Source organism: Postechiella marina (assembly GCF_039538365.1).
Taxonomy (GTDB): domain Bacteria; phylum Bacteroidota; class Bacteroidia; order Flavobacteriales; family Flavobacteriaceae; genus Postechiella; species Postechiella marina.
The window spans coordinates 506865-528722 of record NZ_BAABCA010000005.1 but is presented as its reverse complement, the minus strand read 5'-3'; the positions used below and the strand labels follow the sequence as shown (position 1 = coordinate 528722).

Genomic DNA, 21858 nt, shown 5'->3' with positions numbered 1-21858 from the left:
TCAACATTTATTTGTTGAGGATTTTTTTTTGTTATATACTCAACTTAAAGTAAAACTTTATACTATTTATAATACGAAGGAAATGTTAATACAAACTTATCTATGGGGGCTACTGACTAATAATATACAGGCAAGCTTGTTTTTCTTGTATTTATTACTATTAATGTGGGATATTGGTTATACAAAGTATATGATTAATACTTTGCTTTAGCTAATTTGTTTTATTTTAATATTTGTAAGGTTTATTTTTTAATTAGACTTAAATTAATAATTCTAAGTTTAATATTTTTATTTATTTTAGTGTGCATGAATATAATTATCCAATCTACTTTAAAAACTCTTGAAAAGACTAAATGTTTATTGAATAATTTATCGGATGATCAATTATCTAATAATTCTGTACTTCCTTATAAATCTAGTATTGGTTCGCATATAAGGCATATACTTGATTTTTATACTTGTATTTTTAACTATGATAAGGACTTTAGAGTTGATTTAACTAAAAGATCTAGAAATAAAAAGGTAGAATGTGAATGTTATTCGGCTAAATGTTATTTAGAAGAAGTGATAAATAATCTTGTAGGTTTTTGTATTGAGGAGGATGAAATAAACGTAAAAGTAATTGATGACTTGGGTTTAGGGCAGATAGAAATATTATATAGTTTTAGTGCTTTATTAGCACAAGCAAATAGTCATACGATACATCATTATGCGATTATAAATTATATTTTAAAGGGCTTAAATATATATTTTGATGATTTAGAGTTTGGATATAACCCAACAACTCCTAAAGAATTCCTAAAAGTTAAATAGAATAAGAATTGAGTTAATTTTTTTTAAACATACTATTCATAATTAGCTTAAGGCCTTTAAATATTAGAAATACAGCAAATGCACATATTAGGCACCCAATTATTAAAAGCGGGATGTAAAGTTTATCGTCTGGTTTACTAAAAGCAAAGCTTAATAACACAGGACCCATAAATAAGCTTAATACTGCAAAGATTAATGTTTTTATACCTTTAAAAAGAATTACTTTGTCTGTTTTATTTTCCATGGTTATAATTTTGAATTGCTATTCGTACGTTTTTATATTTATTTAATAGTGATAAGGCTTCGGTTTGGCTAATTTTTAATTCTGACATAATCATTTTCGTACCTCGATCTACTAGTTTATTATTACTTAATTGCATGTCTACCATTTTATTGCCTTTGATATGTCCTAATTGAATCATGGTAGATGTTGTTATCATGTTTAGTATTAATTTTTGAGCTGTGCCTGCTTTCATTCTAGAGCTACCGGTTATAAATTCTGGGCCTACTATGGCTTCTATTGGATATTTAGCTGTTTGTGATAACGGGCTATTATGGTTACATGTTATACAACCTGTTATAATATTATTCTTGTTACATTTTTTTAGTGCGGATATAACATATGGAGTAGTACCTGATGCTGCAATACCAATAACAACATCTTTATTTGTGATGTTGTTTTTTAGTAAATCTTGCCAGCCTTGTGTTGTAGAATCTTCGGCAAATTCTACAGCTTTTCTAATAGCTGTATCGCCTCCAGCAATTAAACCTACAACAAGTTCGTGAGATACTCCAAATGTAGGAGGACATTCTGAGGCATCTACAATGCCTAAACGACCACTAGTACCTGCTCCCAAATAAAATAAACGACCGCCTTCTTTTAGTTTTATTACTATTTGATTTACTAAAGCTTCTATTTGTGGTATAGCTTTTTGTACTGCTATTGGTACTGTTTTGTCTTCGTTATTTATGTTTTCTAATAATTTAGAAAGACTCATTTTTTCTAAATGTGAATACTTGGAATCTTGCTCTGTTGTTTTTGTAAAATCCATAATTCAAAAGTACAATTTTTAGTTGCGTTAGGGATAGAAGCGACATCCTTTTTTGTATTAAATGGTATGTTTTATGATTGTATTACTTTTTAATTTAGTAATAATTACAGAATATATTACCATTTTTAAAATACGAAAAAGATATAGCGGATAGCCCGACATTTTGTAGTTATACGGAAAAATGTAACGCCCAAATTATACAAATAAAAAACCCCATATATTATTTGTTGCTAAATAGTATATGGGATTTTTTATTTATAAATGCTAGTTTTAAAAACGTTTAGTTATTTAAAATGGCATTAAAGGTTTTACTTGGTCGCATGGCTTGGTTAATTAAAGCTTCGTTTGGTTCGTAATAACCGCCAATGCTAATTGGATTGCCTTGAATTTCTTCTAGTTCTTTAACAATTATAGTTTCGTTATCTTTTAACGCTTTTGCTATTGTTGTAAACTCTGCTTTTAAATCGGCATCTTTAGTTTGGTTAGCTAGTGCTTGTGCCCAATATAATGCGATATAAAAATGACTACCTCTATTGTCTAACTCTCCTGCTTTACGTGAAGGGCCTTTTTTGTTTTCTAGTAATTTATCTGTAGCATCATCTAATGCATCTCCTAATATTTTGGCTTTAGGGTTGTTGTTTACCTGGCTAAAATGCTCTAAAGAAACAGCAAGCGCTAAGAACTCTCCAAGAGAATCCCAACGTAGGTGGTTTTCTTCTAATAATTGTTGTACGTGTTTTGGGGCAGAACCACCAGCACCTGTTTCAAATAAACCTCCACCATTCATTAATGGTACTATTGATAACATTTTAGCACTTGTTCCAACTTCCAATATTGGAAATAAATCTGTTAAATAATCTCTTAAAACGTTTCCAGAAACCGAAATAGTGTCTTTACCATCTTTAAGTCTTTCGCAAGTAAAAATTGTTGCTTTAATTGGTGATAAGATTCTTAAATCTAGCCCGTTTGTATCGTGGTTTTTTAAGTAAGTATTTACTTTTTTTATTAACTCGGCATCATGAGCTCTGTTTTCGTCCAACCAGAATACTGCAGGAGTTTCTGATGCTCTAGCTCTTGTTACTGCTAGCTTAACCCAGTCTTGAATAGGTGCGTCTTTAACTTGACACATTCTCCAAATATCTCCAGTTTCAACATTATGCTCTATTAATGTGTTCCCGTTTGCGTCTACAACTTTAACAGTTCCGTTAGATGGAATTTCGAATGTTTTATCGTGAGAACCATATTCTTCTGCTTTTTGAGCCATAAGACCTACGTTAGGAACTGTTCCCATTGTGGTAGGATCGAAAGCACCATGCTCTTTGCAGAAATTAATTGTTGCTGTATAAATACCTGCATAGCTACTATCTGGAATAATAGCTTTAGTATCTTGTTGTTGCCCTGCAGCGTTCCACATTTGACCAGAAGTACGAATCATTGCTGGCATAGAGGCATCAATAATAACATCACTAGGCACATGTAAGTTTGTAATACCTTTATCTGAATTTACCATGGCAACAGCAGGACCATTTGCGAAAGCAGCGTCTATATCTTCTTGAATTTCTTTTTGTTTTGTTTCTGGTAAAGATTTAATGCTGTCTAATAAATTACCAAAACCATTGTTTACATCAACTCCGGCTTCTTCTAGTGCAGTACCATGTTTAGCAAATACATCTTTAAAGAATACCCGTACAGCGTGACCAAATATAATTGGATCGCTAACCTTCATCATAGTGGCTTTCATGTGTAGCGATAGCAGTACATTGTTAGCTTTAGCGTCAGCAATTTCTGTTTCTAAAAAGGCTAGTAATGCTTTTTTACTCATTACTGTACCATCAATAATTTCACCTTTTAAAAGGGCTATATTATTTTTTAAAATAGTTACATTTCCGTTAACATCGGTATGTTCTATACTTACAGTAGTAGCATCGCTAATAGTTGTAGATTTCTCGTTGTGTGCAAAATCTCCAGCTTGCATAGTGGCAACATGTGTTTTCGAGTCTTTAGTCCAAGCCCCCATAGAGTGCGGGTTGTTTTTAGCGTAATTTTTTACAGCCTTAGGAGCACGTCTATCTGAGTTGCCTTCTCTTAATACTGGGTTTACTGCACTACCTTTAATTTTATCGTAACGCGATTTAGCATCTTTCTCTGCATCGTTTGCAGGTTCGTCTGGATAGTTAGGTATGGCAAAACCTTGAGATTGTAATTCTTTTATAGCTGCTTTTAATTGCGGTATAGAAGCACTAATATTTGGTAATTTTACAATATTAGCTTCAGGTTTTTTCGCTAATTCTCCTAGTATTGCTAAATCGTCCGAAACGCGTTGTTCTTCTTTTAAAAAATCTGGAAAAACAGCTAGAATTCTTGCAGCTAAAGAGATATCTTTAGTTTCAATATTTATTCCTGAAGAATTAACAAAAGCTTTTACAATAGGTAAAAATGATCGTGTTGCTAAAGCTGGAGCTTCGTCTGTTTTCGTGTAGATAATTTTAGACATTCGTTTCTTGTTTTTTTATTTGTTATTAGAGCCAAAAAAGCCTTAAAAGAGTAGCTTAATTTTTAGCCATGCGAATATACAAAATTTGATATTTAATTTAGTGTTATTATTAAAGGAAGTAAAGTGTTTTATAGCAGTTTTAACAGAAAACCAAAAAAAGATTAAGCAATAGTGAAATTAGTACTAAAATACATTGAAAGTTAAAAAAAACAAAAGCCATATCACTATAGAATTTTATCTATTTTGATATGGCTTTTTTGAAATAATAAGACTTTAATTATCTAGTATCTCTACTAAACTGGTTAAATACACTTTAACAGCATAATTTAAGTGGTATTATTTCAATGAAACATTTTCTGTTGTAATTTTCAAAATGTATTGAACTATTACGAAAATGCCTCTTATTAATTGTTTTTCTGGATATTTAGCATTTTATATATTACTTGAGTAATACAAAAACGACTAGATTGGCTTTAAAATAGTATACCTTTTACTTGGTATAATTTTTTTCAAGCTTTTTTAAACTGTGTTAAGTTCTTTTTGCATTTGCATTAATAACTAACAGCTATATCATATTTATAAGTTATTTACAATTAAACTTTAAAATATTAAAAAACAATTATTTATAATGAACGTTGTATTTAATCTTATTGTAAAGATAGAGAAATATTAAAGTTAAATGTATGTTTTAACAAATTAATTATCAACGTGTTATAAACTACACTTGTTAACTTTTGTTAATAAAAAAAGCCTTGACATGGTCAAGGCTTTTTTATGCTTTCGCTGTATTAGTATATTACTAGCGACGTTCTTCTTTAATTCTAGCTTTCTTACCAGTAAGACCTCTAAAGTAAAAGATACGTGCTCTACGTACTTTACCACGTTTGTTAACTTCTATTTTTTGTAATGCAGGTAAGTTAACAGGGAAGATACGCTCTACACCAACTGTACCAGACATTTTTCTAATTGTAAAAGTTTCTGCAGTTCCAGATCCTCTTCTTTGAATTACTACACCTCTAAAAAACTGAGTACGAACTTTTTCTCCCTCTCTAATTTCGTAGAATACTGTAATTGTATCTCCAGCGCTAAACTCTGGAAAATCTTTTTTTGTTACAAACTCGTCTTGAACAAATTTTATTAAAGATTCCATATCTTTATATTTATTTAATTTATTGATTCAGAACAACATTCACGATTTTCGCCAGAGGTTAACCCGAAATTGGGTGCAAATATACATAAAAAGTTGTAAGTTAAACGTTTTAAGTAAAAAAAAATGGTGTTTCCTTCAAGGTTTGCCTATTAGTTATATTTTTTGCAAAAAGAGGCAAAAGATATAGAATTTAAAATACTAATCGTCTAATAAATCAGGTCGTCTTTCTTTTGTTCTTAAGTAGGCCTGTTCTTCTCTCCATTTTTCAATTTTAGGTGTATTACCTCCAAAGAGTAACTCTGGAACTTTCCATCCTTTATATTCTCTAGGTTTAGTATAAATAGGAGGAGCCAATAAATTATCTTGAAAAGAATCTGTTAAAGCCGAAGTTTCGTTGCCTAATACACCCGGAATAAGTCTTATTATAGAATCGCATAAAACAGCAGCGCCCAATTCGCCTCCAGATAAAACATAATCGCCTATAGAAATTTCTTTAGTTATAAATTGATCGCGCACACGTTGGTCTACACCTTTATAATGTCCGCAAAGAATAATAATGTTTTCCTTTAGCGATAAATGGTTAGCAATACCTTGTTTTAATGTTTCGCCATCAGGCGTCATATATATAATCTCGTCGTAGTCGCGTTGCGATTTTAAGTGAGAAATACATTTATCAATAGGTTCAATCATCATTACCATACCAGCTCCGCCACCAAATTGGGTATCATCAATAGATTTGTATTTATCGCTAGTATAATCGCGCAGATTATGAAAGTTAACTTCTACCAAACCCGCATCAATGGCTCGTTTTAAAATAGAAGCTTCAAACGGACTTTTAAGCAACTCTGGTAAAACGGTAATAATATCTATTCGCATGAATCTATAGTTTTAGATGCGCAAAGATAATTTAATTGTTTTTATGTTTGAAGATGTTACTTATAATGTAAAAAAAAATCTGTAATTTTTAAATTACAGATTTTTTGTGTTTAACAAAAGGTTATTTAGACCCCTTTTTGTTTATTTATTTCGTCTTGTAGTTGGCGTCTTACTTTTTGTTCGCGTTCTAAAGCTGTTTTTCTGTGTTCATCAAATTCTTCTTCTATTTCAGCAAGGGCATGTTTGGCATCTTTAGTTATAGAATTACTGTTTTTAAACTTGTAAATAAAGAAAATAAGTAATGCTAATAAGCTACCAATTATACTCCACATTAGCATATTATAGTTTACTTTGCTCATTTGCATTCCAAATAAGGCCATGTTATTTTTTTCTGCATCAGTTTGGTTTAAGCTATTTTGAGTATTAGAAAGGTTTAACTTTAAATCGGTGATTTCTTTAGCTTGAGATTTAACAATAGCACGAGTATCGTTTAAATTTTTATGTACCGTTTTTAAAGAATCTAAGGTGTGAGCTTTTAAAGTATATAACCATGCTTGTTTTACAGCTTCATAAGCTTGACCATTTGTACCTTTAAAATTACCAGATTTTTTAAAAATAAATTCAAACTGACTATCTATGGTTCCGCTATTTAAAGAAAGTGTCTCATTTTCTTCTACAGGCTTAGTTTGCGCAGACAAAGAAAACGAAAAGATAAAAATAGCAACTAGGTTTGTAAGATATTTAATAGATTTCATTTAGGTTATCGTTAAAATAGGTTGTTTTTGGATTACGAATTTATAAAATATTGTTTAGTTATTATACTAAATAATAAAAAGCCTCAATAATTGAGGCTAATTTATATACGAAACTTAATGTATTTTAGATTATCTATTTTATTAATAATAAGTATAGCGTCTTACCTTTGCTATATATTTTGCTAAACGAATTACTTGGTGGCTATAGCCATACTCGTTATCGTACCAGATATATAAAACTATATTTTTGTTATCTGGACGAATAATAGTGGCTTTACTATCGTATATAGATGGGGCAGAGCAGCCAACGATATCGCTAGAAACTAACTCGTCGCTTAATTCGTATTTTATTTGTTCGACTAAGTCACCTTCTAAAGCATATTTTTTAATTATAGAATGTACAGCATTTAAAGAGGTTTCTTTTTCTAATTCTAAATTAAGAATAGCTAAAGACCCATTAGGCACCGGAACACGTATGGCGTTAGATGTTAATTTACCAGCCAAACTTGGTAATGCTTTAGCTACTGCTTTTCCTGCTCCAGTTTCTGTAATTACCATGTTAAGCGCTGCAGCTCTGCCACGACGGTACTTGCCATGAAAATTATCGACTAAATTTTGGTCGTTTGTATAAGCATGAATGGTTTCTAAATGTCCACTTTTTACTCCAAAAGAATCTTCAATAGTTTTTAAAATAGGAGAGATGGCGTTTGTAGTACAAGATGCAGCCGAAAAAATATTAGTTTTATCTGGGTTGTGTTCTTTATGATTTACACCGTATACAATATTTGGTATTTCTTTACCAGGAGCGGTAAGTAATACTTTATGCGCTCCTTTAGATTTTAAATGTCTGCTTAATGCTTTTTTATCTCTAAAAGCTCCAGTATTATCTATTATTAAAGCTTTTGTAATACCGTACGCAGAATAATCAATGTCTTCTGGTGCTTTAGCCGAAATAATATTTACTGTTGTACCATTGATTATAAGAGATTTATTATCGATATCTACAGATACTGTACCAGAGAAATCGCCATGTACAGAGTCGTTACGTAGCAGAGAAGCTCTCTTTTTTAAAATATCTTCTGTAATATCGCCACGGGTAACAATAGCTCTTAATCGTAATTGGCTCCCTTTACCAGTTCTAGCCATAAGCTCTCTGGCTACTAAGCGACCAATACGACCAAAACCATAAAGAACAACATCTTTAGGCTCTATATTTCCGTTTTTATTAGCATCTTTTAATTTAGAAGCAATAAAATCGGTAGCGCTGTTATGTAAATTATCTTCTAAATGAAACTCGTAAGTTAGTTTACCTATATCTAGTTTAGCAGGCGGAAAGTCTAAAGCCTTAATAGCTTGAGCCAATTCTACCGAGTCAAAAATTGAAATGGGTTTTTGTACAAATTTGCCAGCGTATTCGTGAAGATTAAGAATTTGACTTACATTTTTATCTATTAATTGATTTCTAAAAAGTACTAGCTCTATGGACTTATCGTACCAAATATCGCTCACAATTTTTATAAATTCTACAGTAGCCCTTCTTCTGTCTGCTTGAAAAGCCAATTCATTTTCATAAGTCTTATTAAAACTCATAGTTTAAAAATTTAGTTTAGTAGTTGTTTTTTTGCAAAAGTACTATATTTCAAACGTTTTCGTAAGCTATTAATTAAAAAAAATAACCTCTTTAATTTTACTTAAAGAGGCTAGTTAATTTTATAATATTTTAATTACAATTATCTAAAGTTATAACGTTCTTTTTCTCCATTTTCGTTAATTAATTCTATACGCAATGGCTCGTTTGGCGATTGGTTTTTAATAATGTTTTGAGCATCATCAACAGAATTAATTTTTTGATCGTTAATAGCGGTAATAATAGTACCTTCTTTAACGCCATTTTTTCTCCAGTAATTAGCATAATCATTATTTAGTTTCATAATTTTTATACCATTAGGCGTATTATTTTTCTTTAACTCCTTTGGTTTTGCATTTTTTACTTGACCAACCAATGGCATAATAAAAGTTTCGTTTCTTACTAGTTCTACAGGTATAGTTTTTAAGTTGCCATCTCTAGAAAAAGTAACATAAACCGTATCTCCGGGACGTTTAGCACCTAAGTGTCCGCTTAAATCAGAAAACTTAGAGATTTTTACATTATCAATTTCTTTAATAATATCTCCTTTAGTTAATCCAGATTTTTCAGCACCAGAATCTTCAACTACGCTATCAATATAGAAACCTTCTGTATCATCAACACCTATTTGCTCGGCTGCGCTACTATTTAATGTGCCTCCTTGTACACCAAGTATTCCGTTTTGTACATTGCCATACTCCATAATATCTTCTATTACTTTTCTTGCAATATTACTAGGTACAGCAAAAGAGTAGCCAACATAAGAGCCAGTTTGCGATGTAATTGCAGTATTAATACCTACTAACTCTCCGTTAGTATTAACTAATGCGCCTCCAGAATTACCAGGGTTTACAGCTGCATCTGTTTGTAAAAAAGATTGGGTACTATTACCAGATAAATCACGTGCTTTAGCACTAATAATTCCTGCAGTAACAGTTGATGTTAAGTTAAAAGGATTACCTACAGCTAATACCCATTCTCCAATCTTTGTATCGTCAGAGTCTCCAAAGGTTACAAAAGGTAAATCTCCATCGGCATCAATTTTTAAAAGAGCAATATCTGTTTTTTTATCTGTTCCAATAATTTCAGCAGTATACGTTTTATTATTATTTAATGTTACCGTTAATTCTTGAGATTTATCTATAACGTGGTTGTTGGTAATAATGTAACCATCGGCATTAATTATAACACCAGATCCGGTTCCCATTTGTGCACGTTGCGTGCTTCTGCCAGAAAATAAATCTTGTAAAGAGTATTGGCCAGAACTTAATGTTACATTTTTTACGTGCACCACAGCGTTAACTGTATTTTCTGCAGCTATAGTAAAATCTGGGGTTTCGTATGCTTTATAAACGGTATTATTTGTAGGTATAAAAGCTGGTTTTGTTTCAGTAGTATTAACTACCATTGTTTTTTGGTCTTCTATAAATAATTTATAAGCTCCAAGTGTTAATGCACCACCCAATGCAGAAACTAGTACTAATGATAAAATCTTCTTCATGTTTGTAAGTGTTTTAATTATCTGTTTTATCAGTTATTATAATCGTTTTATTAATATGTTTTTTTCTAATAACAATTAAAATTACTTATTTATTGAATTCAATTTTATGTTTTAACGATTTTTAACGTCAATTTTAACGTGCGTTTAACAATCAAAAATATGGTATAAGTTTTATATCTTTGTGCTTTATATATGCAACAGACTTTTTATAAATATCAAGGAACAGGAAATGATTTTGTGATGATTGATAATCGTCAACAAACATTCAATAAAAATAATACAAAACGTGTTACAGAGTTGTGTGACAGGCGTTTTGGAATAGGAGCAGACGGACTTATTTTAATAGAAAATCATGCCGATTTAGATTTTGAAATGATTTATTTTAATGCCGATGCTAGTAAAAGCTTTTGTGGTAACGGTGCGCGATGTGCTGTTGCTTTTGCGAAGCAATTGGGAATAATTAATAATAGTACAACTTTTGAAGCTATAGATGGTGTGCATAATGCCACTATTAGCAATGGTATTGTAAAATTACATATGGGAGATGTTGATAAGGTTGAAAAATATAAAAGTCATGTATTTTTAAATACCGGTTCGCCACACCATGTACAATTTGAAGATAATATTGATACTTTTGATATTAAATCGATTGGCGCTAAAATTAGGTACGGAGCACCATACAATGAAGCAGGTAGTAATGTTAATTTTGTAAAAAAAATTGATAACCAGACTTTTAGAGTGCGTACTTACGAGCGTGGGGTGGAAGACGAAACCTTGTCTTGTGGTACAGGTGTAACTGGTGTTGCTATTGCTATGCATGCTACAAAACATACGACTAGTAATCTTGTAAATTTAAATGTTGAAGGTGGTGAATTACAAGTGTCTTTCGATGCTCAAGACAATAATGCGTATTCTAATATTTGGCTTATTGGACCTGCTAAACTAGTATTTAAAGGTAGTATATGATAACTCTTAAAGGAGAACATATTTTTTTACGTGCGCTAGAACCCGAAGATTTAGATTTTATTTATGCTATTGAAAACGATGAATCTATATGGGAAATAAGCAACACACAAACACCATATTCTAGATATTTAATTAAACAGTATTTAGAGCATGCCCATAAAGATATTTACGAGGTTAAGCAACTGCGTTTGGTTATTTCAAATTATAAAAATAGAGCTTTAGGCCTTATAGATTTATTCGATTTCGATTTTAAAAACAAACGTGCAGGTGTTGGTATTTTAATAAAAGATAAAATTAATCGAGATAAAGGTTATGGGCAAGAAGCGCTACAATTACTTATAAATTATAGTTTTTCGCATTTAGGATTGCATCAATTATATTGTAATATATCCGAAGAAAATAAAGCTAGTGTTAAACTGTTTGCTCATAATGGTTTTACGCAAATTGGATTAAAAAAAGACTGGAACTATGTAAAAGGTTCTTTTAAAAACGAATATTTATTTCAGCTTATAAATAATTAAATGTATATAAAAAAAATACTTCTAGCCATTGCGCTTTTAGGCCTAGTTGCTGCAGCAGCATTTTCATATTTTGTTTATTCAACTATGTTTACTGCTAATACAGCGTTTAATAACGAAAAAGCTTTTATTTATGTCAAATCTAACGCCACTTATAAAGAGGTGCGTCAACAGTTAGAACCTCTTTTATTGGATATAGATAAGTTTGATGCTCTGGCAGAACAAAAAAAGTATACCACAAATATTAAAGCAGGACGGTTTGCTATTACTAAAGGCATGAATAATAATGATATTATTAATTCTATTAGAAGTAAAAATTTACCAGTAAAGGTGTCTTTTAATAATCAAGAAACGCTAGAAAAATTAGCAGGGCGTATTAGTATGCAGATAGAAGCAGACAGTGTATCGTTATTAAAGGCAATGACTGATAAGACGTTTTTAAAAACATACGATTTTAATAAAGCCACATGTTTAGGTATGTATTTACCAAATAGTTACGAGTTTTTCTGGAATACATCTGCCGAGAAATTTAGAGACCGCATGCTTGTAGAGTATAACCGTTTCTGGAACGATTCAAGAAATAAAAAAGCAAAAGCTATAGGTTTATCTAGAGATCAAGTTATTGCATTGGCGTCTATAGTTTACGAAGAGTCTAAGCAAGCATCAGAGCAACCAAGAATTGCTGGTGTATATATGAATAGAATAAGAATAGGTATGCCATTACAAGCAGATCCTACATTAAAATTTGCTGCATATCAACTACCTAAGTATAAAAATACAGTTATAAAGCGTGTTTTAAATGTACATAAAGACATAGAGTCTCCTTACAATACTTATAAAAATAGAGGTTTACCACCAGGACTTATTGCAATGCCAGATATATCTGCTATTGATGCAGTTTTAAATTTCGAAAAACATAAATATATATATTTTGCAGCTGATGCTAAACGTTTTGGATTTCATAAATTCGCTAAAACATTATCTCAGCATAATGCTAATGCGAGAGCATATCAAAGTTATTTGTCTTCTCAAGGTATTAATAAATAGTGCGTTTTTTTCGGTTTACTTATATCATTTTATTTAGTTTTATATCTGCATCTTCTTTTTCGCAGTCTTCTTTTAGCTCGTTTTTAACACCAAGCGATACCCTAAATGTAAAACGAAAAAAAGCAATTATAATTTCTGAAACTGCTTTTACAGGTTTAACTCTTTTAGCTCTAGATCAGTTATGGTATGCAGATTATGAAAGGTCTAAATTCCATACCTTAAATGATAATAGTGAGTGGATGCAAATGGATAAACTTGGACATGTATTTACATCTTATCAAATGGGAAAACATGGCGCTCAATTATTAAATTGGAGCGGAGTAAGCAAAAAAAATCAATTAATTTATGGTGGTACTTTAGGTTTTGGTTTTTTAACAGCTGTAGAATTGTTAGATGGACATTCTAAAGAATGGGGGTTTTCTTGGGGCGATATAATAGCAAATGGAACAGGAACTGGGCTCTATATTGGTCAAGAATTACTATGGAAAGAGCAGCGTATAGCATTAAAGTACTCTTTTCATCATACAAAATATGCGAAAATGCGACCAGATAAGCTTGGAGAAAACCTTTTAGAACAAGTTTTAAAAGACTATAATGGCCAAACTTATTGGTTAAGTACAAACCTTCACGCTTTCTTTAAAGAAAGTAAAATACCAAAGTGGCTAAATGTAGCAGTAGGGTATGGAGCTGATGGCATGTTGTCTGGTGTCGAAGGGTATAAAGGTCTTGATAATCAGGTGGTAAATACCATGCCAAGATATAGGCAATATTACTTAAGTTTGGATGTTAACCTAAGTAATATTAAAACAAACTCTCCTTTTTTAAAGACCATTTTTAGCTTTTTTAATATGATAAAAATACCTTTTCCAACTCTAGAAATTAATAAAAAAGGGTGTGTATTTCATCTATTCTACATTTGATATTGGCTGATTAACGATTTATTTTGATAAAAACGTAATAATGCTTACTTTTGCACGCTCAAAATTTCAAGTGAATTAAAATTGTAATTTCACTGAAGAATTTAGAAACCATGACAAAGAATATTACAAGTATTTTAGGTCTAACATTATCAATTGTTTTTTTATTGTTAATGTCTTTTTCGTCAAACGAAGAGCTAGATTTAAAAAAGTATTCAACAGAAGGCTTAGTATTAAATTACACGGTAAGTCTTGATGGAGGTATTAAAGATAATACTTTGGCATCTAAAGAAGGAAACAAAATTTTTTCTCCATATTTAGGAAAATCTTTTGTTGGTTTTAAAGAGGCGTTGGCCTTTAAAGAATCTGGTGGTAATTATTTTACTGTCAACACTTATGGGTATTTAGGGAAATACCAATTTGGACGAGGAACTTTAAAATTAATTGGTATAAACAATACCGATCAGTTTTTAAAGAACCCTAAACTTCAAGAAAAAGCTTTTATTGCAAATGCGCAAAGAAATAAATGGATATTGCGTCGTGATATAAAGAATTTTGTTGGAAAACGCATAAATGGCATTGTTGTTACCGAGTCTGGTATTTTAGCTGCAGCGCATTTAGCAGGTCCTGGAAGTGTAAAAAAGTATTTAAGAAGTTATGGTTTAGATAACTTTGCTGATGGTTATGGTACCACGGTACGTTATTACATGAAAAGATTTTCGGGTTACGATACTTCTTTTCTTAAACCAAATAAAAAAGCTAAAGCAAATACTATTTAATAGTTTTTTAGCTTTTATGAATTATAAAAATAGTAGGTCTCTTGTGGAGGTCTACTTTTTTTTTGCTCCAATTGTTGGCTGTATATGTTTTTATGTATTCGGTAGGTAAAGTAATATCGCAAGCTACACATATGTTGGTGTTACCGCCTAAAATATTCGATAGATCTTCGAGCATTTTATTATTTCTATAAGGAGTTTCTATAAATATCTGGGATTGATTATGGTCGAACGATAAACGTTCTAATCGTTTAATTTCTGCTTTGCGTTCGCTCTTGTCAATAGGTAAATAACCATTAAAAGAAAAACTTTGACCATTCATTCCAGAGCTCATCATGGCCATTAAAATAGACGACGGTCCTACCAACGGAACTACTTTAATATCTTTTTCATGTGCTAGTTTTACAATATCTGCACCTGGATCTGCTACACCGGGGCAACCGGCTTCAGATAATAATCCTACGTTTACACCTCGTAAGCAAGGTTCTAAAAACTCTGGCAATATGCTACTGTCTGTAAATTTATTTAAATGAAAAATCTCTAAATTAGATTGTACTTTACTAGAATTAATGCGTTTTATAAAACGACGAGCAGTTTTTTCGTTTTCAACAATAAAAGTATCAGTAAGTTCTATTATTTTTTTTACAGACATAGGTAACACTTCTAAAGGCTCGTTGTCTCCTAAAGTTGTTGGTATAAGATAAAGTTTTCCTTTTTCGGTGTTCATAAATCAAAGTTGTTAAGTAACGGTTGAATGTTAAAAATACTAAAAAGATTAATGTTAAATTAAATCTTTAGCTATTATAGTACAAGCTTCGTTTAGCATTTTGTATATGTTTTCGAAACCTTGGTTACCTCCATAATAGGGGTCTGGTACGTCGTAATTTTGATCGGGATAAACCGTGTTAAGTATGTAATTTACTTTAGTTTTGTCGGTTTTATTACTAGCTAATGCTATAACATTGTTGTAGTTTGAAGTGTCCATAACATATATATAATCAAACACATTAAAATCATCAGCAATAAATTGTCGTGCTTTTAAATTCGAAATGTTTAAACCGTATTTTTTAGCAACAGCAATAGACCGTACATCTGGAGAATTACCAACATGATAGCTTGCTGTGCCAGCAGAGTCTACTAAAAATTTATTCTTTGGTAATTTAGATTTTAAAATACCTTCCGCTAATGGAGATCGGCAAATGTTACCTAAACAAACCATTAGAATTTTAGTCATAACTAATGTGTTTTAAACAGATAGTTTTTTGGTAATGTCTTCTACGTATTTTCTAAATTGTTTGTCTGTAGACGACAGGTTGTCTACAGTTTTACAAGCATGTAATACTGTTGCGTGATCGCGTTTTCCTATTTGAGAACCAATACTAGCTAAAGAAGCTTTGGTTAACTTTTTTGCAAAAAACATAGCTAATTGCCTAGCTTGTACAATATGACGTTTTCTCGTTTTAGATTGTAATGTGTCTACATCCATTTGGAAATAGTCTGACACAATTTTTTGAATATAGTCTATAGAGACTTCGCGCTTGGTGTTTTTAACAAACTTTTCTACAATTGTTTTTGCTAAATCTATTGTAATCTCTTTTTTGTTGAAAGACGATTGAGCAATTAACGAAATAATAGCTCCTTCAAGTTCTCTTACGTTGCTTTTTATGTTTTTAGCAACATATTCAATAATATCTTCAGGCATTTCCACACCATCACGATATAATTTGTTTCTTAAAATAGAAACTCGAGTTTCAAAATCAGGGTTTTGTAATTCAGCAGAAAGTCCCCATTTAAATCGAGATAATAAGCGTTGCTCTATATCTTGCATGTCTACCGGAGCTTTGTCACTTGTTAAAATAACTTGCTTCCCGTTTTGATGTAAGTGATTAAATATATGGAAAAACACGTCTTGCGTTCCTGATTTACCAGATAAAAACTGAACATCATCAATAATAAGGACATCTATAATTTGATAGAAATGAATAAAATCGTTTCTATTATTTTTTTTAACAGAGTCTATATACTGTTGCGTAAATTTTTCGGCAGAAATATATAAAACGGTCTTTTCTGGGTGCTTATCTTTAATGTCTACACCTATAGCATGTGCTAAGTGTGTTTTTCCTAAACCAACACCACCAAAAATTAATAGCGGATTAAAAGATGTGCCTCCTGGTTTTGCAGCAACAGCTAAACCAGCACTTCTTGCTAAGCGATTAGAATCGCCTTCTAAAAAGTTTTCGAAACTGTAATTAGGGTTTAACTGAGATTCAATTTTTACATTTCTAATACCAGGAATAACAAATGGATTTCTTAATTCTGGACTTTTATTGTTAAACGGAATATCTACATCTTGCGCTTTTACAGATGTTCTATTAGAACTAGGAATTTTTTCTGTGAAAGGTTGTTTATTGCCATACGTGTTTTCCATTTTAATTATGTAAACAAGTTTGGCTTTCTCTCCAAGTTCTTTAGTTAAAGATACTTTTAGTATTTTAACATAATGCTCTTCAAGCCACTCATAAAAGAATTTACTAGGTACCTGAATGCTTAAAGCGTTATCTGTAAGTTTAACTGCTTTTATTGGCTCGAACCAAGTTTTGTATGCTTGCGGTTGGATATTATCCTTTATGAATTCTAGACAATTATTCCATACCGATTGCGCAGTTTCACTCATTAATTCTAATTTATAGTTGTTTTGTTAGTTAATTTGATAGGTGAATATGAATTATTTTCTTTCCCCCAATTGCGCTGCAAATATGTGAACAAAAATCTTAAAAAAAAAATGATTTTCTATTGATTTTTTAGAAATTTTTCCGCATGTTTAAACGATAATCGAAACTACAAAAAAAATATTAATTACAGCTATGAAATTCGACGAAATACAAATAAGAGTGAGATACGGTGAAACCGATCAAATGGGGGTAGTTTATCATGGTAATTATGCATTATATCTAGAAATGGGACGTATTGAGTGGTTGCGAAAACTTGGTGTTTCTTATAAAAGCATGGAAGAAAACGGTGTTATGTTACCTGTAGTTTCTTTGAATATAAACTATAAAAAATCAGTGGGTTATGATGATGTAATTAATGTAAAAACACAACTCAAAAACAAACCGTCTGCCAAGATTGAATTTGAATATGTAATAACAAATGAAGCTGGAGATATTTTAACCACAGCAAGCACTGTTTTGGTGTTTATTGATACTAAAACGAATAAACCAATGCGTGCACCAAAATACATACTAGATGTTATTGATGAATTAGATTAAGCTTCTTTTATTGTTATTTCGTAGAGGTTATTAAAAACTTCTAAAGTGCTTTTAGCATCTTTTTTTCTAACAGAAATTTTAATATCGCAGCTTAATTCGAGTTTCTGACTTATTATTTTAAGATTTTTCTCTTTAATAATACGCATCACTTTGTTCATGTTTTTATATTCAAAAGAGATAGTGTAATTAATATTAATGGTTTTTTCTAAAATTTTAGAAGCTTCTAATGTAAGTTGCGCCGATGTTTTGTAAGCATTAATTAAACCTCCAACGCCTAGTTTTACTCCGCCAAAATAGCGTACCACTACTATTAGTATGTTAGTAACGTTAAAGGATTGAATTTGACCATAAATTGGCATCCCCGCAGAATTGCTAGGTTCTCCATCGTCATTTGCTCTAAATGCAATTTTTTCGGTTCCTATTTGATAAGCATAACACCAGTGTCTTGCAGCGTGATGTTGTTTTTTTAATGTTTCTATAATAGGTTTTACGTCATCTTCTGTAAAAACAGGAAATGCATATCCAAAAAACTTACTGTTTTTATCTTTGTATAAAGTTTCTTTGCTGGCTACGTTTATAGTGTTGTAAGTGTCTTTTTCCATGGTTTTAAGAAATGCTAATTAGTATTATAGATACAATTGCAAAGCCAATACCTATCCAGTTTTTGATGTAGAGTTTTTCTCTGTAAAGCAATAAGCCTAAAAGAGTTGTAAGCATAACAACAGCTACATTGTTTATTGTAAATATTGTGGAACTTTCGAAAGAGTCTACTTGTAGAGCTTTTAGTAATAGATAAATAGAATAATAATTTACAATGCCTAAAACAAATCCGCCAACAACACTTTTGTAGTTAAAGTTAATTTTAGTTTTAATACTTTTTGCTCCTAGAGTAATAACACCAATACAGCCTGCAATAAAAAATATAGTTGCAGAAAAAATAGGAATTCCGTTTTTTGCTACATGTGTTGTTTCTATGTATTTAAGCGTGGTGTCTAAAATACCAGAGCCTAAAAAAAGGGTTAAGGGAAGCCATAAGCCTTTAGTTGTAAAACCTATGGATTTGTTTTTAATAGATGTTAAATATACAGCAACTAAGGCTAAAATAATTCCGATAACTTTTAAAGCATTAGCGCTTTCGTTATAGGCGTATAACCCAAACATTATAGGTATAATAACACTCATTTTACTGGCTACTGATGCAACAGATAACCCGTTACGTTGTGCAGTTAAAGCCATTACATTAAATATAGATATAAATAAAAAGCCTAAAAATAAAGCGCCCAAAAACCATTTGGCATTTATAATGTTGGCTATAGAAATTGGAGCGTCGTAATTTAATACTCCAGTAAAACAGGCTATTGCATAATTAATTATAATAGCATGAAAAGTATTTACATTGTATTTTGTAAAGCTTTTAAAAATTATAAATATTAAAGTAGATGCAAGTATGCTAAGAAGTAGAAAAATCAAAATAGGTTATTATTTATCTTAAAAAGTTGGCTTACGTCGTCTGTTTCGGGGTTTAAATGCCAAGTGTTAATGCCTAGTTTCTTAGCAGATTCTATATTATCTTTATTATCGTCTATAAATATACATTCGTTTGCTTTAAGTGTGTTTGTGTTTAAAACAAATTCGTAAATATCGTTATTAGGCTTACTTAAATTAATTTCGTGAGATAAATAAAAGGCATCAAAACAAGCTTTAAAATCGTTGTAATAAGGTACGTTTTCTTTTATCCAATTTATATGTAGGTCGTTTGTATTGCTTAAAAGAATTAGTTTGTATTTTTTAGAAGCTTTTATTTCTTTTAAAAAGTCAAGTCTGTGCTCTGGGAAATCTTTAAGTATATAATTCCAAGTGTTAATAACATCTTCTTTTGATAAGTTTGGGAAATTTTCAAGATAAAATTCAATAAATTCTTCTGTAGATATAAGGCCTTGTTCGTATAAGCCATTAAAAGCTGTTATTTCTTCGGGTATTTCTTTAACTTCAAGTTTTTTGTATGTTTTAGCAATAGCGCCTGGTATATCTAGATTTATAAATACATTACCAAAATCGAATATAATTGTTTTAATCATTTTTATATATTTTAAGAATATCGTTCTTAATATTTTCTGTTTTACTTAATCTCCCTGTAAGTTTAGGAGCTTTAATCCCTTTTTTAAACTCAGATTCACCAGTAAAAACCCTGGCTTCATCCCAAAGATTTTCATCAATAAAAGTTTGTAAGGTTTTTTTTCCTCCTTCAATAATAACAGAAGAAATGTTTTTGCTAAATAGCAGGTTGCAAATTTGACTGGCTATATTATTAGAAAAATCTATAGTGTCTTTATTAACAATAATGGTATCCGCGAAAGCGTTAAAAACAGCAAGCGTTGGGTTTAGTTTATTGTCTTTATCTATAATAATTCGAGTAGGGTTGTTTCCTGTCCAGTCTCTAGTTGTTAAAGATGGGTTGTCTTGTGTAACCGTATTTGTGCCTACTAAAATAGCTTGCTCTTCGGCACGCCATTTATGCACTAATTGTCGCGAATTTTTATTAGTAATCCAAACAGGTTTTTGTTCGTTTTTAGTTTCTGGTGCAATAAAACCATTTGTAGTTTGTGCCCATTTTAATATAATATACGGTCGTTTTTTGTTATGAAATGTAAAAAAGCGTTTGTGGTGTGTTTTGCATGCTTTTTCTAAAATGCCTACGGTAACATTATGTCCTGCTTCTTTTAGTCTTTTTATACCTTTTCCTGCAACCAGTTGGTTGTCGTCAATGCAACCAATTACAATATTTTGTATTTTATTTTTTATAATAAGGTCGCTACATGGAGGTGTTTTTCCGTAGTGGGAGCAAGGTTCAAGGGTAACATAAATGGTAGCTTCTTTTAAGAGTGATTTATTTGCAACCGAGTTTATAGCATTTACCTCGGCGTGGCTTTCTCCATATTTACTAGTGTAACCTTCTCCTATTATTTGGTTATTATAAACAATAACACTACCAACCATTGGATTTGGTCGGGTAGTTCCTAGTCCGTTTTTGGCAATTTCTAAGCAACGTTTTATGTAAAATTCGTGAGTTTTCAAGCTTATATTTTAATTTTTATGTCTTCTGTTTGGTCAACCTGATATGCGTGAGAAAAACCAAAAACTTTATATTTTATATCGCCTTTATATTGCACTTTTATTTTTTTACTAAATAAACTACCAATTAATCGTCCTAAATTTTTGTTGCTAAAAATACTATCTGTTGGTACGCTGGCTTTTAGAGGGATGGAAAACTCGTTTCTAGCAGGAACATTAAAGCTTTTGGTAGAAATAGATGCCATTTCTGTATCGTTTACGATTACTTTAATAGCATCGGTTTTTAATTGGCCACCAATATCGTTTGGATTTAAAAACAAAGCATCTGCAGTAATTGTAATAAATTTAGAATTAGACTCGGTTACTTTAATATTTTTTATGTTAATAAATTCTGGTTTTTCGCTTACCGAACAGTTAAAAAAAGTAAGTAATATTGTTGATAAGATTATAAGGCGTTTCATTTTGAATTTTTAGATTTAATGTATCTTCACTACTATAAAAATGTAGTTTTAAAGTGAACAAAGATACTATTGTTATTCGAGAAATTAAGGCAGAAGACAATCTTGAAATTGAGCAAATTATTAGAGCTTGCTTTCATGAGTTTAAAATTCCGTTAGAAGGCACTGCGTATACAGATCCAGAAACTTCAAAGATGTACGAGGCTTATCAAAATACTAATGATGTTTATTATGTTGTAGAGCATGAGGGTGTTGTGTATGGTGGTTGTGGATTTAAACCATTAAAAGATTTTGAAAATGATGTATGCGAAATTCAAAAAATGTACTTTTCTCCAAAAGTTAGGGGCTTGGGATTAGGTAAAAAGATGCTAGAAACTTGTATGGTATCTGCAAAAGAAAAAGGTTTTAAGCAGTGTTATATAGAGTCTGCTTCTCAGTTAAAAGCAGCATTACATTTGTACGAGCGCTTAGGTTTTAGATATATAGATGGTGCTTTAGGTAATACAGGGCATTATTCTTGCGGTGTTTGGATGCTTAAAAACTTGTAATTTATTAATAAGCATTAGT

Annotated in this window: 24 protein-coding genes; 8 read left to right on the top strand and 16 right to left on the bottom strand. The window is 31.0% G+C overall.

The genetic code is table 11. The features are described from left to right. Positions 1 to 306 precede the first annotated feature (306 nt). Positions 307 to 813 carry a hypothetical protein gene (locus tag ABD715_RS13695; protein ID WP_344788850.1) on the top strand — a complete coding sequence of 169 codons (507 nt, stop codon included), beginning with the start codon at positions 307 to 309 and terminating at the stop codon, positions 811 to 813. Positions 814 to 826: 13 nt separating this feature from the next. Here ABD715_RS13695 and ABD715_RS13690 read toward each other — a convergent pair whose 3' ends face one another. The 8 genes from ABD715_RS13690 to ABD715_RS13655 all read right to left on the bottom strand — a co-directional run bounded on the left by ABD715_RS13690 (position 827) and on the right by ABD715_RS13655 (position 10268). Continuing rightward, positions 827 to 1057 (bottom strand): DUF6095 family protein, encoded by a 231-nt coding sequence (locus ABD715_RS13690; protein ID WP_344788849.1) that lies wholly within the window; start codon positions 1055 to 1057, stop codon positions 827 to 829. Then, on the bottom strand, positions 1047 to 1865 hold the full coding sequence (gene murQ, locus ABD715_RS13685; protein WP_344788848.1) for an N-acetylmuramic acid 6-phosphate etherase: 819 nt from the start codon (positions 1863 to 1865) through the stop codon (positions 1047 to 1049). The genes ABD715_RS13690 and murQ overlap by 11 nt, the downstream gene beginning before the upstream one ends. 280 nt (positions 1866 to 2145) lie before the next feature. Then, the gene (locus ABD715_RS13680; RefSeq protein WP_344788847.1) at positions 2146 to 4359 is read right to left on the bottom strand and encodes an NADP-dependent isocitrate dehydrogenase; all 2214 of its coding nucleotides are present in this window, start codon (positions 4357 to 4359) and stop codon (positions 2146 to 2148) included. A gap of 799 nt (positions 4360 to 5158) precedes the next feature. Continuing rightward, positions 5159 to 5509 (bottom strand): 50S ribosomal protein L19, encoded by a 351-nt coding sequence (gene rplS / locus ABD715_RS13675; RefSeq protein WP_344788846.1) that lies wholly within the window; start codon positions 5507 to 5509, stop codon positions 5159 to 5161. 198 nt (positions 5510 to 5707) lie between these two features. Beyond that, entirely contained in the window at positions 5708 to 6385 is a 678-nt protein-coding gene (trmD, locus tag ABD715_RS13670) for a tRNA (guanosine(37)-N1)-methyltransferase TrmD (protein WP_344788845.1), read from the bottom strand. A gap of 125 nt (positions 6386 to 6510) precedes the next feature. Next, positions 6511 to 7140 (bottom strand): tRNA (guanine-N1)-methyltransferase, encoded by a 630-nt coding sequence (locus tag ABD715_RS13665; RefSeq protein ID WP_344788844.1) that lies wholly within the window; start codon positions 7138 to 7140, stop codon positions 6511 to 6513. A 141-nt stretch (positions 7141 to 7281) separates the two neighbouring features. Beyond that, positions 7282 to 8730, bottom strand: coding sequence for a glyceraldehyde-3-phosphate dehydrogenase (locus ABD715_RS13660; RefSeq protein ID WP_344788843.1), 1449 nt, complete (start codon positions 8728 to 8730; stop codon positions 7282 to 7284). Positions 8731 to 8870: 140 nt separating this feature from the next. Next, complete coding sequence (locus tag ABD715_RS13655; RefSeq protein WP_344788841.1) at positions 8871 to 10268, bottom strand: trypsin-like peptidase domain-containing protein; 1398 nt, start codon at positions 10266 to 10268, stop codon at positions 8871 to 8873. Positions 10269 to 10460: 192 nt separating this feature from the next. Here ABD715_RS13655 and dapF point away from each other — a divergent pair, with 192 nt between their 5' ends. The 5 genes from dapF to ABD715_RS13630 all read left to right on the top strand — a co-directional run bounded on the left by dapF (position 10461) and on the right by ABD715_RS13630 (position 14495). Beyond that, positions 10461 to 11234 (top strand): diaminopimelate epimerase, encoded by a 774-nt coding sequence (gene dapF / locus ABD715_RS13650; protein WP_344788839.1) that lies wholly within the window; start codon positions 10461 to 10463, stop codon positions 11232 to 11234. Then, positions 11231 to 11755, top strand: a complete 525-nt coding sequence (locus tag ABD715_RS13645; RefSeq protein ID WP_344788837.1) for a GNAT family N-acetyltransferase — start codon at positions 11231 to 11233, stop codon at positions 11753 to 11755. Before dapF ends, ABD715_RS13645 begins: the two co-directional genes overlap by 4 nt. Continuing rightward, positions 11756 to 12799 (top strand): endolytic transglycosylase MltG, encoded by a 1044-nt coding sequence (gene mltG, locus ABD715_RS13640; RefSeq protein ID WP_344788836.1) that lies wholly within the window; start codon positions 11756 to 11758, stop codon positions 12797 to 12799. It abuts the gene before it with no gap. Next, the gene (locus ABD715_RS13635; RefSeq protein ID WP_344788835.1) at positions 12799 to 13719 is read left to right on the top strand and encodes a DUF2279 domain-containing protein; all 921 of its coding nucleotides are present in this window, start codon (positions 12799 to 12801) and stop codon (positions 13717 to 13719) included. The genes mltG and ABD715_RS13635 overlap by 1 nt, the downstream gene beginning before the upstream one ends. Before the next feature lie 110 nt (positions 13720 to 13829). Further along, positions 13830 to 14495, top strand: coding sequence for a lysozyme family protein (locus ABD715_RS13630; RefSeq protein WP_344788834.1), 666 nt, complete (start codon positions 13830 to 13832; stop codon positions 14493 to 14495). 7 nt (positions 14496 to 14502) lie between these two features. On the opposite strand, the gene ABD715_RS13625 is transcribed toward ABD715_RS13630, so the two are convergent. Genes ABD715_RS13625 through dnaA form a run of 3 tightly spaced genes read right to left on the bottom strand, consistent with a single transcriptional unit; the run spans position 14503 to position 17166 of the window. Further along, positions 14503 to 15219 (bottom strand): SAM-dependent methyltransferase, encoded by a 717-nt coding sequence (locus ABD715_RS13625; RefSeq protein WP_344788833.1) that lies wholly within the window; start codon positions 15217 to 15219, stop codon positions 14503 to 14505. 54 nt (positions 15220 to 15273) lie between these two features. Then, positions 15274 to 15726, bottom strand: coding sequence for a low molecular weight protein-tyrosine-phosphatase (locus ABD715_RS13620; RefSeq protein ID WP_344788832.1), 453 nt, complete (start codon positions 15724 to 15726; stop codon positions 15274 to 15276). Between the two features lie 12 nt (positions 15727 to 15738). Further along, positions 15739 to 17166, bottom strand: coding sequence for a chromosomal replication initiator protein DnaA (dnaA, locus tag ABD715_RS13615; RefSeq protein WP_344788831.1), 1428 nt, complete (start codon positions 17164 to 17166; stop codon positions 15739 to 15741). Between the two features lie 190 nt (positions 17167 to 17356). Here dnaA and ABD715_RS13610 point away from each other — a divergent pair, with 190 nt between their 5' ends. Then, a complete protein-coding gene (locus tag ABD715_RS13610; protein WP_344788830.1) occupies positions 17357 to 17761 on the top strand; it encodes an acyl-CoA thioesterase in 405 nt (134 codons plus the stop codon). Here ABD715_RS13610 and ABD715_RS13605 read toward each other — a convergent pair. The 5 genes from ABD715_RS13605 to ABD715_RS13585 are packed head-to-tail and all read right to left on the bottom strand — an operon-like array spanning position 17758 to position 21294. Next, positions 17758 to 18363: an IMPACT family protein gene (locus tag ABD715_RS13605; protein ID WP_344788828.1), complete on the bottom strand. Its 606-nt coding sequence runs from the start codon at positions 18361 to 18363 to the stop codon at positions 17758 to 17760. The genes ABD715_RS13610 and ABD715_RS13605 overlap by 4 nt on opposite strands. Before the next feature lie 4 nt (positions 18364 to 18367). Beyond that, positions 18368 to 19231, bottom strand: coding sequence for an EamA family transporter (locus tag ABD715_RS13600; RefSeq protein WP_344788827.1), 864 nt, complete (start codon positions 19229 to 19231; stop codon positions 18368 to 18370). Next, positions 19228 to 19839 carry an HAD family hydrolase gene (locus tag ABD715_RS13595; RefSeq protein ID WP_344788826.1) on the bottom strand — a complete coding sequence of 204 codons (612 nt, stop codon included), beginning with the start codon at positions 19837 to 19839 and terminating at the stop codon, positions 19228 to 19230. Before ABD715_RS13595 ends, ABD715_RS13600 begins: the two co-directional genes overlap by 4 nt. Continuing rightward, positions 19832 to 20836 (bottom strand): bifunctional diaminohydroxyphosphoribosylaminopyrimidine deaminase/5-amino-6-(5-phosphoribosylamino)uracil reductase RibD, encoded by a 1005-nt coding sequence (gene ribD / locus ABD715_RS13590; protein WP_344788824.1) that lies wholly within the window; start codon positions 20834 to 20836, stop codon positions 19832 to 19834. Before ribD ends, ABD715_RS13595 begins: the two co-directional genes overlap by 8 nt. Before the next feature lie 2 nt (positions 20837 to 20838). After that, positions 20839 to 21294 carry an LEA type 2 family protein gene (locus ABD715_RS13585; RefSeq protein ID WP_344788823.1) on the bottom strand — a complete coding sequence of 152 codons (456 nt, stop codon included), beginning with the start codon at positions 21292 to 21294 and terminating at the stop codon, positions 20839 to 20841. Between the two features lie 53 nt (positions 21295 to 21347). Here ABD715_RS13585 and ABD715_RS13580 point away from each other — a divergent pair, with 53 nt between their 5' ends. Beyond that, positions 21348 to 21839, top strand: a complete 492-nt coding sequence (locus ABD715_RS13580) for a GNAT family N-acetyltransferase (protein ID WP_344788822.1) — start codon at positions 21348 to 21350, stop codon at positions 21837 to 21839. Positions 21840 to 21858 lie beyond the last annotated feature (19 nt).